19 protein-coding genes are annotated in these 16,533 nt (G+C 65.5%); 7 read left to right on the forward strand and 12 right to left on the reverse strand.

What is annotated here, in order from left to right:
* Positions 1 to 772: 772 nt before the first annotated feature.
* From ASE58_RS17690 to ASE58_RS17040, 5 genes are all read right to left on the reverse strand, one after another.
* Positions 773 to 2,119 (reverse strand): sugar transferase, encoded by a 1,347-nt coding sequence (locus ASE58_RS17690; RefSeq protein WP_235515932.1) that lies wholly within the window; start codon positions 2,117 to 2,119, stop codon positions 773 to 775.
* 172 nt (positions 2,120 to 2,291) lie between these two features.
* Positions 2,292 to 4,262 (reverse strand): asparagine synthase (glutamine-hydrolyzing), encoded by a 1,971-nt coding sequence (gene asnB / locus ASE58_RS17025; protein WP_055824125.1) that lies wholly within the window; start codon positions 4,260 to 4,262, stop codon positions 2,292 to 2,294.
* Positions 4,263 to 4,468: 206 nt separating this feature from the next.
* Positions 4,469 to 5,353 (reverse strand): hypothetical protein, encoded by an 885-nt coding sequence (locus tag ASE58_RS17030; protein ID WP_055824128.1) that lies wholly within the window; start codon positions 5,351 to 5,353, stop codon positions 4,469 to 4,471.
* A 67-nt stretch (positions 5,354 to 5,420) separates the two neighbouring features.
* Positions 5,421 to 6,131 (reverse strand): hypothetical protein, encoded by a 711-nt coding sequence (locus ASE58_RS17035; protein WP_055824131.1) that lies wholly within the window; start codon positions 6,129 to 6,131, stop codon positions 5,421 to 5,423.
* Positions 6,132 to 6,225: 94 nt separating this feature from the next.
* A complete protein-coding gene (locus tag ASE58_RS17040; protein WP_055824134.1) occupies positions 6,226 to 7,494 on the reverse strand; it encodes a S8 family serine peptidase in 1,269 nt (422 codons plus the stop codon).
* A 234-nt stretch (positions 7,495 to 7,728) separates the two neighbouring features.
* On the opposite strand from ASE58_RS17040, the gene ASE58_RS17045 reads away from it, so the two are divergent.
* Positions 7,729 to 8,211, forward strand: coding sequence for an RNA polymerase sigma factor (locus tag ASE58_RS17045; protein WP_055824137.1), 483 nt, complete (start codon positions 7,729 to 7,731; stop codon positions 8,209 to 8,211).
* Entirely contained in the window at positions 8,208 to 8,900 is a 693-nt protein-coding gene (locus tag ASE58_RS17050; protein WP_055824140.1) for an anti-sigma factor family protein, read from the forward strand. Before ASE58_RS17045 ends, ASE58_RS17050 begins: the two co-directional genes overlap by 4 nt.
* A 300-nt stretch (positions 8,901 to 9,200) precedes the next feature.
* Here the strand turns inward: ASE58_RS17050 and ASE58_RS17055 are convergent, their stop codons facing one another.
* Entirely contained in the window at positions 9,201 to 9,455 is a 255-nt protein-coding gene (locus tag ASE58_RS17055) for a hypothetical protein (protein WP_055824143.1), read from the reverse strand.
* Between the two features lie 215 nt (positions 9,456 to 9,670).
* Here ASE58_RS17055 and ASE58_RS17060 point away from each other — a divergent pair, with 215 nt between their 5' ends.
* The 5 genes from ASE58_RS17060 to ASE58_RS17080 all read left to right on the forward strand — a co-directional run bounded on the left by ASE58_RS17060 (position 9,671) and on the right by ASE58_RS17080 (position 13,545).
* The gene (locus ASE58_RS17060) at positions 9,671 to 9,922 is read left to right on the forward strand and encodes a hypothetical protein (RefSeq protein ID WP_055824146.1); all 252 of its coding nucleotides are present in this window, start codon (positions 9,671 to 9,673) and stop codon (positions 9,920 to 9,922) included.
* Positions 9,919 to 10,401 carry a hypothetical protein gene (locus ASE58_RS17065; protein WP_055824148.1) on the forward strand — a complete coding sequence of 161 codons (483 nt, stop codon included), beginning with the start codon at positions 9,919 to 9,921 and terminating at the stop codon, positions 10,399 to 10,401. The genes ASE58_RS17060 and ASE58_RS17065 overlap by 4 nt, the downstream gene beginning before the upstream one ends.
* On the forward strand, positions 10,398 to 10,637 hold the full coding sequence (locus tag ASE58_RS17070; protein ID WP_055824161.1) for a hypothetical protein: 240 nt from the start codon (positions 10,398 to 10,400) through the stop codon (positions 10,635 to 10,637). The genes ASE58_RS17065 and ASE58_RS17070 overlap by 4 nt, the downstream gene beginning before the upstream one ends.
* An 81-nt stretch (positions 10,638 to 10,718) precedes the next feature.
* Positions 10,719 to 10,979 (forward strand): WGR domain-containing protein, encoded by a 261-nt coding sequence (locus ASE58_RS17075; protein ID WP_055824166.1) that lies wholly within the window; start codon positions 10,719 to 10,721, stop codon positions 10,977 to 10,979.
* 76 nt (positions 10,980 to 11,055) lie between these two features.
* Positions 11,056 to 13,545 (forward strand): TonB-dependent receptor, encoded by a 2,490-nt coding sequence (locus ASE58_RS17080; protein WP_055824169.1) that lies wholly within the window; start codon positions 11,056 to 11,058, stop codon positions 13,543 to 13,545.
* Positions 13,546 to 13,588: 43 nt separating this feature from the next.
* Here the strand turns inward: ASE58_RS17080 and ASE58_RS17085 are convergent, their stop codons facing one another.
* The 6 genes from ASE58_RS17085 to ASE58_RS17110 form a co-directional block, all read right to left on the reverse strand.
* Positions 13,589 to 14,350, reverse strand: a complete 762-nt coding sequence (locus ASE58_RS17085; RefSeq protein ID WP_055824172.1) for a hypothetical protein — start codon at positions 14,348 to 14,350, stop codon at positions 13,589 to 13,591.
* On the reverse strand, positions 14,329 to 14,616 hold the full coding sequence (locus tag ASE58_RS17090; RefSeq protein ID WP_055824177.1) for a hypothetical protein: 288 nt from the start codon (positions 14,614 to 14,616) through the stop codon (positions 14,329 to 14,331). Before ASE58_RS17090 ends, ASE58_RS17085 begins: the two co-directional genes overlap by 22 nt.
* Positions 14,613 to 14,918, reverse strand: a complete 306-nt coding sequence (locus tag ASE58_RS17095; RefSeq protein WP_055824181.1) for a toxin-antitoxin system YwqK family antitoxin — start codon at positions 14,916 to 14,918, stop codon at positions 14,613 to 14,615. Before ASE58_RS17095 ends, ASE58_RS17090 begins: the two co-directional genes overlap by 4 nt.
* Before the next feature lie 85 nt (positions 14,919 to 15,003).
* Positions 15,004 to 15,471 (reverse strand): suppressor of fused domain protein, encoded by a 468-nt coding sequence (locus ASE58_RS17100; protein ID WP_055824186.1) that lies wholly within the window; start codon positions 15,469 to 15,471, stop codon positions 15,004 to 15,006.
* Positions 15,472 to 15,686: 215 nt separating this feature from the next.
* The gene (locus ASE58_RS17105; RefSeq protein WP_156347819.1) at positions 15,687 to 16,094 is read right to left on the reverse strand and encodes a hypothetical protein; all 408 of its coding nucleotides are present in this window, start codon (positions 16,092 to 16,094) and stop codon (positions 15,687 to 15,689) included.
* Positions 16,091 to 16,510, reverse strand: coding sequence for a hypothetical protein (locus tag ASE58_RS17110; RefSeq protein WP_055824191.1), 420 nt, complete (start codon positions 16,508 to 16,510; stop codon positions 16,091 to 16,093). The genes ASE58_RS17105 and ASE58_RS17110 overlap by 4 nt, the downstream gene beginning before the upstream one ends.
* Positions 16,511 to 16,533 lie beyond the last annotated feature (23 nt).

The following is a 16,533-nucleotide window of genomic DNA, read 5'->3' on the forward strand; positions in this document are numbered from 1 at the left end:
AAGAACATATATTTTTCACTTACCATATACAGGCGAAATAAAGATATAATGAATTCTGCTTTTCCAGAATGATACTCCCATGATTTGTTTTGCCGCATAGTGACGAGTGATGCGGCAAGGTTTCTTCGCCGAAAGCGAAACCACCGACATGCGGCAAAGGCATCAGCTTGGCGTGAAGATGCGCCGAAAGCATCGGATCAACGATACATCGTTCTACAACTCGAAGACAACGTGCGGCGGGATGCACCTGTCGAAAGCGGCGGATCGAGGAAGCTGGAGGACAAGCCTCGACAACTGGCGGCTATGACCAAGCGAGAACGCAAGAAGATGAACTTGAAACACATGCCGGTCATATTGCGAAGAGCGGCTGACGGGGCGCAAGTGTAGCAACCGGAAACAGGCGCTAGGGCGCTGGGCAGGCTGGCACCAATGGATATTCCGCAGGAACGCAGCCAGTGCAGGTTGCTCGACAACGCGGATGGAAGTGTTGGCCTGAAGCCGGCGCACCCAGCGCCGGGGGGGGGGGGGGAATGCTCGGTGCGCATCGTCGACGCATTGACGTCAGACAGGCGCATTTTTGCAAACTCACCGCCATCGCCAAGCATCGCGGGCTACCAGGCATGGCGGTCAGCGAAAACGAAACCGGACTGATCGGTCACGCTGTGCCCCCGGCACTAAAATATCGCATTCTACTCCGCGGAATAACACCATTGGCAAAGTTAGCTCGTCAGCCCTTCGTTTACGGCAAATTGTCTAAGGCGCCTAAACGAGATCAGCGAGCGCCAAACCCGTTTATCATTGTACTAATTGTGCGAAGCGAAATCAGCACATCCAGCCACGCCGAAAAGTTTTTGATATAGTAAAAATCATAGGCCAACTTGGTAGAGACAGAATCAATGTCGCTGACATGCCCCTGATTTACCTGTGCCCAACCAGTGATACCGGGTCGTACGATGTGGCGATAAAAATAAAATGGAATTTCCTTCTCATACCATTCCGACAGAGCAACGGCTTCCGGACGAGGTCCAATCCAGCTCATGTCACCGGCAATGATATTCAGAATTTGGGGAAGTTCGTCGATCCGGCTTTGGCGCAGGAAACGTCCGAACCGTGTTACTCGCGGATCATCTTGCCCTGTCCGTGCAGCTTCGCGAGCATCGTTGACAGCACCAACCGGAGCAGGTCGCATGGTTCGAAACTTATAGATACTGAACGGTTTCCCACGATATCCCATCCGTTGCTGGCGGAACAGCACGGTACCAGGCGAATCCAGCTTGATCAGTAACGCCACGATCATGAGCGGAATTGCCAGCAGCGGCAATAACGCCAGCGCACTTGCCAAATCCACAGCCCGCTTCACTTTTCTATAAGCCAGATTTGGAAGCATCGAACCGAAATTATTTTCGGAAATATGTTCGATGGAGACCTTGCCTGACAAAGACTCACGCAGCTGTTTGATGTGGTAGACAGGATGACCGGCAACCGCTGCGTGCGCTAGCATCTGTTCCCATTCCTGCTCATGGTCAAACCGCAAATCCGCAACAATAATTGCTGCAGGGTCTTCTGGAATACGCGGTTCATCCATCACGATCCATTCGGCATTCTTGACGCGCGTCGCGACCTCATATCTGCCGAAAGGTACTAGATAAAATCTTCTTATCCCGTTCCGAAGAACATAGAAGTTGGAGCAAAATGCAACACCGACTGCCAGTATAAACGACAGGAGCAACATCAGTCCGCTATAATTAACACGTAGCGCTAAAATTGCTGCAAGAACGACACCATATGCTCCGCAATAGGTTGGAATCACGAACCTGAATGCCCTGATTCCTGGAAACGATGTGACTCTTCTGAAAATCATTACAGCGAGCAAGACCGCAAACAACGCAGCCAATGCGCTGTTTTTGATACCGTACAATGCCGTAACAGAATTCGTCATTACGACAGGGTCTTTGACAAAAATTGCAGCCGATGGCACAACAACTGCAAATATAACACCCAAGACAATCTGAACGCGAACCCGCTCGATAAGCAGGCCGCGATTGGCATGAGATGTTTCCAATCGGGTCAACAACATGGCAACCTCGGTAAAAACCCTGTCATGTCTGCTGATCGGCATGACAAAAAGATGAACGGTAAATTACGACAGCAGCTGCTATGAGCCACTGCTGTTCATATCGAGCACTTTCGCCGGTATGATCCAAGATCAAAAACTCCGCGCTGGAACCGGATGATTTGCTGATTACCGGGCTTTCCGGCACGCTATCCATCCAGCGAACAGGAAATCGGTATCAGGCGAAAGCTGACGCGTGCGGCGCACGCAAGTCTTTGGCATAGGCATCTACCCAGGCATTCAGCATCAGGACGTTCCATAGTTCGTACTGCGCATTGACCCGCCCGGACAAATGCTGCTGCCACAACGCCCGAATAGGTTCGGGTCGCAGCAGCCCCTGATCGATCAGCACGTTCTCATCGAGCAGGCTTTCGGCCCAATCACGCAAATCGGATCGCAGCCAGGATTCGATCGGTACGGCAAAGCCCATCTTGGGACGCTCGAACAGTTCGCGCGGTACATACCGTTCGAGTATCTGGCGCAAGATCCACTTCGTCCTGCCCTGGTTCAAATGCACGGAAGATGGCAGTCGAAAACTGAATTCGACCAAGCGATGATCGAGGAGGGGCGCCCGGGTTTCGAGGCTCACCGCCATCGATGCGCGATCGACCTTGGTCAGAATGTCGCCGGGAAGATAGGTCGCCAAGTCGAGATATCGGAATTCCTCCACTTGATCGCGAAACATGGAAGTCAGCTGCTTGTCGTCGATGACGCCCAGGCGTTCGGAGCCCTTCACGACGACACTGGCTGGATCATGCCATAGGCTGGTGACACGACGGTATTGCTCGCGACTATCCAACCGCAGCAGCGGTGCGAGCTTGTGAATCTTCTCACCGGCCGCGCGTGGTCGCATGCTCGCGGGAACCACCTGGAATATTCGCTGCCATTGGCGAGGTGATAATGCGGTCATACCGCGAGCCACGATCGAACGGATCGGCCGCGGCAGGGTGCCTAGACGGCCGAGCATGCCTCCAGCAGCGGCATGGCGATTATAGCCGGCGAAAACCTCGTCTCCACCATCGCCGGTCAGAGCGACGGTGACATGTTCACGCGCCAGCTTAGAAACCATGAACGTGGGAATCTGGGATGCATCGGCGAAAGGTTCATCAAAAATCTGTGCCATGTTCGGCACGATCGCCATCGCATCGCGCGGCTCCAGCGTGAACCGCGTGTGGTTGGTACCCAGATGCGCGGCAACACGTGCCGCATCCTCGCCCTCGTCGTACTCGGCACTCTGGTAGCCAATCGAAAAGGTTCGGGTCGAACCGCCACCCTGCTGCTGCATCAGTGCGGTAACGACGGAGGAATCGACGCCGCCCGACAGGAACGCGCCCAAGGGAACATCGGACATCAGGCGGATACGAGTTGCATCCGACAGGAGCGCTTCAGCCTCGGCTACGGCATCCTGCGGCGAACCGGAAAACGGATCAGCATGCCCACGCGCGAGCGCGTCTTCCAGCTGCCAGTAACGCTCGATCCGGACGTCCCCGGTTTCCGGGGAGTAAGCGAGCGCTGCGCCAGGTTCGAGCTTGTGGATTCCGTCAATGATCGAATGCGGTGCTGCGATATAGCTTGTACGCAGATATTCAGCGACGGACGAACGATCGATTTCCCGTGGCGTTTCGGGATGCAGCAACAAGGGCCTAATTTCGCTCGCAAAAGCAAAGCTACCTTCGGACTTCGTCCAGTAGATCGGCTTTTTGCCCAACCGATCGCGCACAAGCCAAAGGCGACGATCCTGTTGATCCCAATATGCGAATGCGAACATTCCCCACAAACGTCGCGCCGTTTCGATCACGCCCCATTTGTGGCAGCCGTAAAGTATAACTTCGCTGTCGGAATGGCCACGGAATACGTATCCGGCACGCTCCAACTCCGGACGAAGCGCGGGAGCATTATAGGCTTCGCCATTGTAGCTGAGGTGACCACGGCCGTCCGGCGTCGCCATCGGCTGTGCTCCGGCATCGCTCAGATCAACAATCGCAAGACGACGATGGGCGAGATACACGCCCGCTGCCTTATCGCCCCATATTCCCCACCCATCGGGACCACGATGGCGGATCGTATCGGCCATTGCTTCCGTCAGCCGTCGATTGGCATCGTCCGAACGTCGCATGGCACTATCGATATGCCCGGTAATGCCACACATGCTGCTCGTTCCGTCCCCACTGGATTTGCCGGTCGCCCTAACCTGATCGCCCCATCTAATCCAGTATTAGGATATTGTGGCATGGCCGCTGCGCATCCTCCTCCTCGACATTTGCCTGCTGTCACTCCCCGGACTGCCAAACTTTTCACAAACGCCGGCCACGGGCTCCCTCCCGTGGCCGGCGTCCCTGTTCAGGCCGGAGTGCGTTACTCCGCCTGATCCTTCGCCGCGCGCTTTACCTGGCCTTCGCCCATGGCCGATACCAGCACGTCGCCCTGCACGGTGAAGTTGTCGGCCGGGAGGGTCGCTACGCGCTTGCCAACGGCCATCGTCACCGATTCCACCCGACCGGCGGCACCCCGGCGGATCGACTGGACGCGGCCGATCGCTTCGCCCTTTGCGTCGCGGACGGTCTGGCCGGGGTTCAGCGCGGGGATCGCGCCGCTGCCCATCAGCGACAGCGCGCCCTCGCCCGATCCGCTGGCCGAGGCCGAGCCGCCCCCGACCGCGCCGTTCGCCATGCCCGAGGCGCTGCCGCTGGCGGCACCGGTCAGGGTGCCGGCACCGTCGCGGACCTGGCCGATCGCGCCCTGCGCCCGGTCGCGCGCCGTGCCGACCGCGCCGGCCGCACGATCGCGGGTGGTGGCGACGCCGCTACGAACCCGGTCGCGCGCCGCGCCGGCGGTGTCGCGGACGGCATCGGTGCCGATCAACTGCGCATCGACGCTGCCACCTGCACTGCCCGAGCCACTGCCCGAACCGCCGATCGTGCTGCCCAGCGCCTGGGCGGTGCCGTCGACCGCGCCGTCGCCGCGCGCCGATCCACCGCCGCGTACCCGGCCACTGCGCCGGTCGACCTGTCGTTCGGCGGTCACCTCGCCGCCGCCGCGCCGCGCGGTGCGCGCGGTGGTGTCGGCGCGGTCGCGAACCGGGGCGACGGTGCGGTCGATATTGCCACCGAGGTTACCGCCGATCCCACCGCTCAGGCTGCCGCCCAGCCCGCCACCGCCACCGCCGCCCAGCAGCTGGGCCGAGGCGGGGGTCGCGATCGCGGCGGCAAGCGCCGCACCCATCAGGAACATGGTCTTCATGGCTGTTCTCCTGCGTTCGTGCGCCGCGAGGGGCGCTTCGGGAAGGAGAACGGGTGCCGGTTTCGCTTTAATCCCGATGGGTGCGATTTTTTTCGGCGGGGAAGTGCGACGCGCCGCGCACCTTCTTCGCGACATATTCCGCGAACCCCCGGGCATAGGCGTCGCGCAGGTCGGCCGTCGCCGCGTCGACCTGATCGGGCATTTTCGCCGGAAAGATCGCCAGCGGGTTCTTCACCTGTCCGGGGAAGCTGCGCGGCTTGACGCCACCATCACGCCCGAAATCGCGAAAGGTCCATTTGGCGAACAGGTTGGTGCCGACCAGCGGTTTCCTGACGTAGAACAGCTCACCCCCGACCAGCTCGGCATAGCAGGGCGTGGTGGCGTCGCTCAGCCGCCTGCCCGCCTTCAGGCTGGCCTGCATCGTGCGCAGCGCCTGCCCGACCGCCGGATCGGCCTTGGCCGCCGCATCGGACGGCACCGCCGGTTCGACGACGATGGTATAGCCGGTAAGGCCCAGCATCCCCGCCGCATCGGCGGCACGCAGCGCCTCCACCTGCGCTTCGGGCGACAGGTCGTCGTGCATCCGGTCGGTGATCGTCGCGACCCTGCCCTTGTTCGCCGCCTGATCGATCACCCCGCCCAGGGCCCCGCCGAACATCCCCAGGCCGCTCATCTTCATGCCGCGATAGGTTTCGCTCGGCCAGATATGCAGTTCGCAGGTCTGCGCCTGTGCGGTGCCCGATGCGAGCAACGCCAACGCGCCCATCCAGAATGTCATGTGCCTTCCCCCGTTTCCCTACCGAAACGTATAATGTCTGGAGAAGCGGACGGAAGGGCGCTGCGGTGGAGTTGCCTCCGAAACCGATCTATCCCTACCGCACCGGCGTCCGGCACGCCCCGCACAGCACGCCGCGCCCGGTGCGGCCGCCACGCTTCGCCTCGCGGTCGAGCGCCTTCATCGCCGTCGCCGCATCCCCGCCCCACACCGCCGACAGCCGCGCGGCGACCAGCGGCGCGGCGAACGACGTGCCGCGCACGCCGCGCGCCTGTCCCGCAGCGTTCAGCGCCAGCATGTCCGCCCCCGGTGCGGCATAGTCGAGGTGGCTGGCCCGCCCCGCCTCCAGCAGCACCCGCCCGCGCCCGTCGACCCCGGTGACGGCGATCGCCTGGGGATAGCTGGCGGGATAGGCCGGCGGGGCGGCGGGGCCGTTGTTGCCGACCGCCGCGACGACGACGGTCCCCCGCGCCCGCGCCGCCGCGACGAAGCGGCCGAGCAGCGCATTGTCGGGGCCGGCAAGGCTCATCACCACCACCGGCACCTGCCCGCGCACCATCCACGCCAGCGCGCGGGCAAGCGCACTGGCGCTGCCGCCCGCCGGGTCGCTGCCATAGACGTCGGAGACATGCAGCGCCGCGCCGGGGGCGCTGGCCCGGATTCCGCCGCCGCCGGTCAGCAGCGAGGCGACCGCCATGCCATGATCGCTGGCGCGCGGGGCACCGCTGGCAAAGCCCTGTTGCGCGGCAAGGCCGGGGGTGCCGGCCGAAACACCGCCGTCGATGATGCCGATGCGCTTGCCGCCGGTGCCGGGGGCCGGGCCATCCCCGCCCCGTACCCCGGCCTCCGCCGGGATGCGGGCGGGCGTGGCCTCCCCGCTGGCGCTGTACAGCGGGTCCAGCGTCACCCGGTCGGCACCGGCGATCTTGCCCAGCGCCCGCGCCGCCGCGACCGCCGACAGCCCGGCGGGCGCACGCAGCCGGGCGAAACCGATGCCGAGATCGTCGTAGCGTTCGTTCGCGATCACCGAAAACCCCGCGCGCTGCGCCAGCGCCAGCAGCGCCGGATCGGGATCGGCCAGCGTCACCTCGCCCGCGCGGACGGGATTATCGTCGCGGTCCAGCTCGATCCGGTCGGGAAAGCGCCGCGCGAGGTCGCGGGCGCGCTCGACCGACTGCCGCACCAGCTGGCGCGTATCGGCCACCGCATCGTCGATCGGGAGCGCACCGCGAAGGTCGCCCACCGCCTCCCCCACCCGACCGGGCAGCTGCGGCAGTTGCGGCACCTGTGGCAGCAACTGCGCCGACGCCGCCGTCGGCAGGGCCAGCGCCAATGCCACGCATCGCAGGAAGTTCGATCCCGTCATCACACTCCGCCTTCCCTGCCCGCGCCTGGCGCCTGCCACCCAATCGACGCTTCTCTCCTACGCCAGAAGAAGAAGCGGGACCCCGGATCAAGTCCGGGGTGACGAAGATGGTTTTGGCGGGCGTCCCCGCCGACATCACCCGCCGAATCCAATCGCCGCTAGGATTTTCGTGCGCCATGCCGGATGAAACGGGCGACGCCATCCGTTTCATCCCCGAAGCCCGAAAGGACACCGTTGCGCTTCGAAAACGAATTGCTGACGCATCTGCCCCTGTTGCGGCGTGTCGCCCATGCGCTCGCCCGCAACCCCGCCGATGCCGACGACCTGTTGCAGGCGGCGGTCGAACGCGCGCTCACCCGCCGCGACCAGTGGCAGGCCGGCACCAGGCTGGATGCATGGGCGATCCGTATCCTGCGCAATTTGTGGATCGACACGGTTCGGGCACAGGCACGGCGGCGCGAGACCTTCGTGCCACCGGAGGCAGGCGACGCCGTGGGGCGGCAGGGCGAACAGGAAATGACCGTGGAAATGCACAATATCGGCCGGGCGATGGGCAAGCTGCCCCCCGAACAGCGTGAGGTGATCGCGCTGGTGATGGTGGAGGGCTTTGCGTACCGTGAGGCGGCGGAGATCCTCGATATTCCGATCGGCACGCTCACCTCGCGCCTGGTGCGCGGACGGGAAGCGTTGCTGGGGCATCTGGGGGAAGCGGCATGACGATCGATCCCGAAACGCTGGCCGCCTATGCCGATGGCGAGCTGGACCCGATCGCCGCAAAGCGCGTCGAACGGGCGATGGCCGACGATCCGACGCTGGCCGCCGAGGTCGAGCGCCACCGCGCGCTGACCGCCCGGCTGCGCGGCAGCTTCGCCGGCCTCGACGCACAGCCGATGCCCGCCGGGGTCGAGGCGCTGTTCGCGCGCGCCGATAACGTCGTGGCCTTTCCGACCCGCAAACCGGCACCCAGGCCGCAGCGCTGGTGGGGCGCGGTCGCCGCCAGCCTCGTCGCCGGGCTGCTGCTCGGGCAGCTGGTGCCGCGTGCCGGCAGCGATCTGGCGTTCGAAGGCGGCACGGCGGTCGCGCAAGGCAGCCTTGCCCGCGCGCTCGACACGCAGCTCGCCTCGACGCAGGGGGCGCAGGCACCGGTAAGGATCGGCATCACCTTCCGCGACCGCGCCGGCGCGCTGTGCCGCACGTTCGAAACCGGCACCACCGGCGGCATCGCCTGTGCCGGCGACAGCGGCCCGTGGCGGGTGCAGGTGCTGCAGGGCGGGGCCAAGACGACCACCACCGCCTATGCCCAGGCCGGGTCGCCGATGGCGGCGGTGCTGGAACAGGCGCAGGCGATGGCCGCCGGCGACCCACTGGATGCGGCGGGCGAGGCGGCGGCGCTGAAGGGGCGGTAGGGGCGCACCCATATGGATGGACGTACCCCCGCGCAGGCGGGGGCCCAGGGCCAAACAAAACAGCGACCGGCGCTTGTCGCCCTTGGGCCCCCGCCTGCGCGGGGGCACGACTTCTCACACCACCGTCCGTCATTCCGGCGCAGGCCGGAATCCATGGATGGGGTGACGTCGCGCTTCGATCGTGAACACCCGACACAATGGATTCCGGCCTGCGCCGGAATGACGCGTGGGCATGCCCCCCAACAACCCGTTCGGTTCGAGCAGCTTCGAGCCTGTCGAGAAGCGTCCGTCGAGAACCCGCTATCCCCGATGCCGCCCCCAGCGCGCACTCACCGCCACCTCGTCGAACAGATGCCGCCCCAATATCACCAGCGCCGCGCCGCTGCTCGCCCCGACATAGGTGACCGCGCCCAGCCCGTAGGCCAGCAGCCCCGCCGATTGCGGCGGCACATGGAGCGCGTACAGCCAGTGCAGCGCCGCCCCCGCCACCATCAGCAACACCAGCCCCATCAGGCGCAAGGCCAGGTCGCCCCGGCGGGTCAGCCACTGCTCCATGCCACGTCTCCCTTCCCAACGTGGCACACCAGCTATCGGGCGCGGCGTAGCAAGACGAGAGCGATTTCTGCCTTTCGCATAGCGCCGGCATAATCGCCGCGCGGCCACTATGCGCGCGCTATGCAATTCCCTGGAATCGCTCTCGAAACCCAATGCGGCGGGGCATAGCTGACGGTGGCGGGTGCAGGACGCCCGACCTTTGGAAGACAGATTGCATGTCACGCGAACCCAATCCGGAGCCTGACGAACCGGCGACCATCTATGTCGGGCAGGACGCCGCCGGCCACTGGCTGGTGCAGGACAGCGGCCACCGCCTCGAAGGGCGGTTCGTGTCGCGCGATGCCGCGATCGGCTATGCCCGCGGCGAATGCCGGATGCACCATGCCTGCCTGTGCATGGCGACTGCGCCGCTGGTGCCGTTCGTGTCCTTCGCGCCGCTGACCGATGGCGATCGGGTGGTGGCATGAGGACCGCCGTTCGCATCTCCCCCGCCGCGCAGCGCATCGCGCCGCGCCCGGCCCCCATCCGCCGCGCAGTGCGCGCCGATCCGCGCTGGCCGCATATCGTCGCCGCGTTGCAGGCATTGCGCGACGCCCATCGCCATGCGGTGCGGATCGTCGATGCCGATTGCGCCTGCGGCACGCTGCTGATCGAGGTTGCGCGCCATGCCCGCGCGATGGGCTTCACCGCGATCGAGGGGCGCGGCATCGACGGGTCGCCGGCGATGATCGGCCGCGCCCGCGCCGCCGCGGCGCGGCTGCACGATCCGGCGATCGGCCTCACCTTCGACATGACCGACATGCGCGGCGCGCTGGTGCAGGAGGCGGAGGCCCCCGCCGACCTGCTGCTGTGGCATGGCGGGCGCGATGCCGATGCAACCGGCATGGCGGCGGTGCTGGCCGCAGCCGCGATCCGGGTGATCGCCGACACGGGACGCCCGGCATGACGCGGCGCGACCTGCGCTGGAAGGCGGCCGGGCTGGCGCTGCTGGCGCTATCGTGCGCGATGGCGCCCGCGCTCGACGGATCGCTGCTGGCGCTCGCCTTCCTGCCGCTGGCGCTCCTCGCGCTACCGCTGCTGCTGCACGGCAAGCGCGTCGGGCAGATGGTGCGCGCCGGATGGCGCGGCCACGGCCGCACCGTCGACGTCGTCCACGCCGCCCGGCTGCGGCGGCACCGTTGATTCACTCGATCGATCGAACCCCGCCGCACTGATTCAAACAATCCGCAGGACACCCCTGCGCGCGCCCGCGATAGTGTGTCGATGGACCTCCCCTTCGTGCCCATCGAGCTGACCGCCCGCAATCCCGCACGGGGGATCGCACGGCGTTGGCGCGTGGTCGTCTATCGCGACCTGTTCGGGATGCTGCTCGTCGAGACGCAATGGGGCCGGATCGGACGCGCGGGGCAACGACTGGTGCGCGCGTTTGCCGACGATAGCGCCGCGCTGGCCCATGTCCGTCGTCTGCTCGCCCGGCGGGCTGGCGCGCGCCGTCGGATCGGGGTGGGCTACAAGCCAAACTAGGGCGCGCTAAATTCCTACGCTGTTGCTGGACATATAGCCCTGCGTCATTCTCCCATCAAAGGCAGGGAGATTACGCATGGCATTGTCGTTGGCGCTGATTCTGGCGCAGGTCGCCGCGCAAGGATCGCCGCCCCCCGAACCGGTCGTACAGGCACCGGAGGAGGACGCCCGCGCCGACACCGGCCGCCTTGCCCCCGCCGCCACCGGCGAGATCGTCGTGACCGCCAGGCGGCGTGCGGAAACCGTGCAGCAGGTGCCGATCGCGATGTCGGTGATCGGCGGCACGACGCTGGCGGACACGGGCGCGTACAACGTCAACCGCCTGACCCAGCTGCAGCCCACGCTGCAATTCTATTCGACCAACCCGCGCAATTCGGCCGCCAACATCCGCGGCCTCGGCGCCCCCTTTGGCCTGACCAATGACGGCATCGAACAGGGCGTCGGCATCTATGTCGATGGCGTCTATTACAGCCGCATCGCCTCGGCGACGTTCGACTTCACCGACACCGAACGCATCGAAATCCTGCGCGGGCCGCAAGGGACCCTGTACGGCAAGAACACCACCGCCGGCGCGATCAACATCACCACGCGCAAGCCCAGCTTCACCCCCGAAGCACGCGTCGAGCTGACCACCGGCAATTACGACTTCATCCAGGCGAAGGCGTCCGCCTCCGGCCCGCTCGTCGGCGACACGCTGGCCGCGCGCATCTCCGCCTCGGTCACGTCGCGGCGGGGCACGATCCGCAATACGGTGCTGGGCGGCTATGCCAATGCGCAGGATAACCAGAGCGTGCGCGGGCAGCTGTTGTGGAAGCCCGCCGCCAACCTCGATATCACGCTCTACGGCGATTACGGGCATCAGAACCCCGATTGCTGTGCGCAGATTTATGTCCGCACCGGCACGACGCAGCGCCCGCTGGCGCGCCAATATGCCGCGCTGGCCGGCGCGCTCGGCTATCGGGCGCCCTCGACCGACGCGTTCGACCGGCTGACCGACCTCGACACGCCGCTCAGGGCACGACAGGAGCTGGGCGGCGTCTCGCTGGTCGGCAATCTCGATCTGGGCGCGGCGACACTGACCTCGGTCAGTGCGTGGCGCTTCTGGAACTGGGACCCGTCGAACGACCGCGACTTTACCGGCCTGCCGATCACCACCGTGTCGGCCAATCCGTCGCAGCAGCGCCAGTGGAGCCAGGAACTGCGCATCGCGTCGAATGGCAAGCGCGCCATCGATTATGTCGCCGGCCTGTTCTATTTCCACCAGACGATCGATACGCAGGGGTTGCAGGTGCAGGGGCCGGCGGCGTCGCGCTTCCTGCTCAATCCCGGCAACCCGCCCTTTGGCACCAATGGCTGCGCCACCGCCACGGCCAATGCGTGCAACCCGGCGGTGCTGAACGGGCTGACCGCGCGCAACACGATCGGCTTTTCCAACACCAGCGCGGCGGTGTTCGGCAAGCTGACCTGGCACCTGACCGACGCGCTGTCGATCGCGCCGGGCGTGCGGGTGAATTACGACAAGAAGACCGGCGATTACGTCTCGGTCGTCACCACCGGCACCGGCGCGGTCCTCAACTGTTCGGCGGCATTGCAGGCCGCCAGCAGCGTGACGCGCGACCGCTGCGGCGTGCTGGCGCCACAGTCGTACCGCCCCGATTTCGACGACTGGAACGTGTCGGGCGACGTCACCATCGCCTATGACGTGGCGCGCGACGTCCATGCCTATGCGACCTATGCCCGCAGCTATAAATCGGGCGGGATCAACCTGTCGGGCCTGCCGCTCGATGCCAACAACAACCCGATCCTGGCGGCCGCGCAGGTGAAGCCCGAACGGGTCAACCATTACGAACTGGGCGTAAAGACCCAGTGGCTCGACCGGCGGATCACCGCCAACCTCGCCGCCTTCTGGACCGACATCGGCGATTATCAGGCGACGGTGACCAACGGCCAGCTGGGCGTGCTGCGCGGCTACCTCGCCAATGCCGAGGCGGTGCGCACGCGCGGGATCGAGCTCGACACCGCCTTCCGCCCGACCGAGCGGCTGAACCTCTATGCCAACGCCGCCTATACCGATGCGAAGTACGTCCGCTTCACCGACGCCCCCTGCCCGCCCGAACTGGCCGGCGGCACGGCAGCGGCGGCAGGGCAAAGCCCCAGCGCGCCGGGCACCCCCGGCGGGATCAGCCCGACCGCCTGCGATGTGTCGGGGCAGCGGCTGCCCGGCATCTCGAAATGGGCGTTCAGCTATGGCGCGGAATATACCTTGCCGGCGAAGATCGGCACCACCGACGGCAATGCCTATCTCGGCTTCGACGGCAGCTATCGCTCGCGCTTCTCGTCCAACCCGTCGCCCTCGGCCTACACCTATATCGACGGCTACAGCATCGCCAATTTCCGCCTGGGCTACCGCGCCGACGACGGATGGAACGCGTTCCTGTGGCTGCGCAATGCCTTCGACCAGAATTACTATGAGCTGCTGGCGACCCAGTCGGGCAATACCGGCCTGATCGTCGGACAGCCGGGCGATCCGCGTACGTACGGCGTCACGGTGTCGGCGTCGTTCTGAGGGGGATGGGCGCGGGTCCCCTGCCGGACCCGCGTCGCCAGGATCACGACGTCGCCAAGAACCCCCAGACGATATCCGCCGCGGCCGACGCATCGACCTCCGCCCTGGTCGCATCGTCGTGGTCGGTGAGGATGACGACCCGCCCCGGCGCAGGCGACAGCAACTCCATCACCCTGCCCCGGTGGTTGACGAGTTCGATGAACCCGTCGGTCACCCCGTCCAGATTGGCGAGTTCGCGCAGCACGAGGTCATAGCCGGCAAAGACATAGCCGCTGGCCACGGCGTCGTCGGTCCCGCCACCGGTCACCGGGTTGCTGAAGCGGAGCTGCGTGCGGGGATGGGCGAAGCGCCGCCAGTCACGGATCGGCACTTCGCGCGTCAGCAGACGGAAGATTTCGGCGGTCTCGTCACCGGCGAATTCGCAGCCATAGATCGGCAGGCACAGGATCAGCCGATCCCGTTCCGCATCGAGCAGCCCTGCAAAATAGTCGTGATAATGCGGCGGAACAAGCAGCAACGCATCGAAGCCATGGCCATTGGCGGGCAATGCCCGCTTTTCCAACACGGACGCCGGCGGGACGCCGCCGGCCGCCTCCACGACCAGTGTCGCGAATGCATCGTCCAGTAGATCGGCCGACACCGTCAGCAGGTCGACCGGTCGCCCATGCTCGACACCCAGCGCGATATGGTAATGGAGCGTGCTGCGCGGCGTCACATCCGCACAGCGCACGCACGTCCCGACCTGCACCACCTCCGCGCATTGCGCTTCGATGTCCTCGATCGTCAGCACCGGTCGCGTACCCATCGACTGTCGGGGGCGGCACGCGATGCGCATCCGCCTGCTGGGAGGTCGAGAATGTCGCGTACCGCCGGATCGCGCTTTACCAAGCTGCGCAGCCACACGACTCGCGCCTCCGCCATGTCCGCCGATCCGGGGCCGGCATCGTGAAACTGCCATGCGCCGTCCTTGTCGTCATGGGACACATACGCGATCCATGCGCCTTCCTCGACGACTGCCCGTGTCGTGAACACGGCGACATCGGGCAGATCGGTGAACGGCCAGTCAGTCATTCCTGCGGCGTACCATCCGCCAGCCAGTAGCACCATGCACCGACCTTCTCGCCCTTGTCATAGGCACCCTCAGCCGCCAGCTGGCCGTTCGGGTGGAAATCCTGCCACGCTCCCTGTTCGCGCCCATGGTCATAGGTCCCGTGCGACGCCGGCGTCCCGTCCGGATGATAGGCCAGGAACGGCCCGTGCCGGACCCACCGGTCCCCGACCTCGGCCAGATAGCGCGTATATCGAAAACGCACCGATCCGCTTGCATACGGGATTTCAGCGATGAACAGGTCGCGCCCCGGCCCCGCCGTCATCGACCGGAGCTTTCCGCCGCGCGCGCCAGCAGCGCGGACCCCTGCCGTCTTGCTGGTCCATTCGATTCGGTGCGAAACACCAACGCTATACCATCGATGGCCGCGCCGGGTTGCAATAGTCGAGGCCGCCCTCCTCGAACCGCGTCTCCAACGCTTCCAGCCCGTGCCGCGCCTTGTACGCCTTCTCCACCGCCGTGATCGGCACCAGCCAATAGAAGTGGATCGTATCGCGGCCGATCGTCCCGACCTCCAGCGCCGGTCCGTCGAGATACGGCAATGCGATCAGCCCATGATCGCACGTCGCTCCCGACAACCACGGACGACCGAAATTCACGCTGTCGCCCAGACCCAAGCGCGTTCCAGTCCGGTGATAATGCGCCACGGCATACAGGATTTCGGCGATCGCGTCCGAACGATCGGGCGAGAATATGTGCAGTTCGATCGACGCATCGTCGCCCGGCTGCGCCATGCCAATCGTCGCATAGGTCCACATGGCTCGTTCGCCATGGGGCGGGAACACCAACACGTCGAAGTCCGCGGGAAGCTTGGACATGGGCCCCCGGTTGAAAGAGCTGGTTTCCCCGGCGCGGCCCCAGCATGTCTCGTAATGGCGGCGGATCGAACCGCTCCGCGTCACGATGCATCCCCTATCACGCCGGCGCATCGCCCCCGCCCAGCAACCGTTGCAACAGGCCCATCACATTCCTCCTCGCGTCGGGGACATGGGGGACAATACGCAGCAACCGGCGGGACTATGCAACACCACCGCTATTTCGGCAGCCCGACCTCCAGCATCCACGCCCGTGCCTCGTCGATGTCGAGGAAGGTGCGGCAGTTGGGCGCGCGCAGATAGCGTTCGGTCTGCATCTTGCCGAGGTTCGATCCGGCGACGGCGGCGATCGGCGCCCTGGTCAGCTGCAACGCGCGCGGCATCATCGCCGCCAGCGTGTCGATGACCCCGGCGGGCTGGATCGGTGCGGCGCGCAGGTCGACCAGCGTATAGAACGCCCCGTGGCGCAGCCGCAGCGTCGTCCCCTTTGCCAGCAATTCGGCCGCAAAGCGCGTGGTCAGCGCAACCGACCAGAACCCCGTGCTGGTGATCGTCAGCAGGTGGGCGGCCGCGTCATGGCTGATGGTATAGCCCCCGGCCATCGCACCGGGCGTCGCTCCGCTCATGGCCGCTGGCGCAGCGACAGGGCGGTAAGCGCCGGATACAACAGCGCCTGTTCGCGCCGCACCCGGTCGGCGATCCCCGCCGCCACCCGCGCCGATGCCGCGCGATAGCCGGCCCAGTCGCCGGCGATCCGGTCGAGCGACCAGGCCGCGATATGGCCGCTGACCGCAACCCGCTTTTCCGCCAGATCGCGGTCGAGCGCGGCGATCCCCGCCGCCACGCCCGGCAGGTCGGCGGCGCTAAGTGCCGGAAACACCACGTCCTTCAGATAGGTGGATCGCCGCATGCTGATCGCCATCAATTGGTGCCGGGCATGGGCAAGCCGTGCAAGATCGGGCACGCCCGCACGGCACAGCGCACGCATCGCGTCGATTTTCGCCTGCAGTTCGACATAATGGCCATCCAGTGTTTCGATCATGATACCCGACGCGTAAGTCGGCC

The organism is Sphingomonas sp. Leaf9 (assembly GCF_001421355.1).
Classification (GTDB): Bacteria; Pseudomonadota; Alphaproteobacteria; order Sphingomonadales; family Sphingomonadaceae; genus Sphingomonas.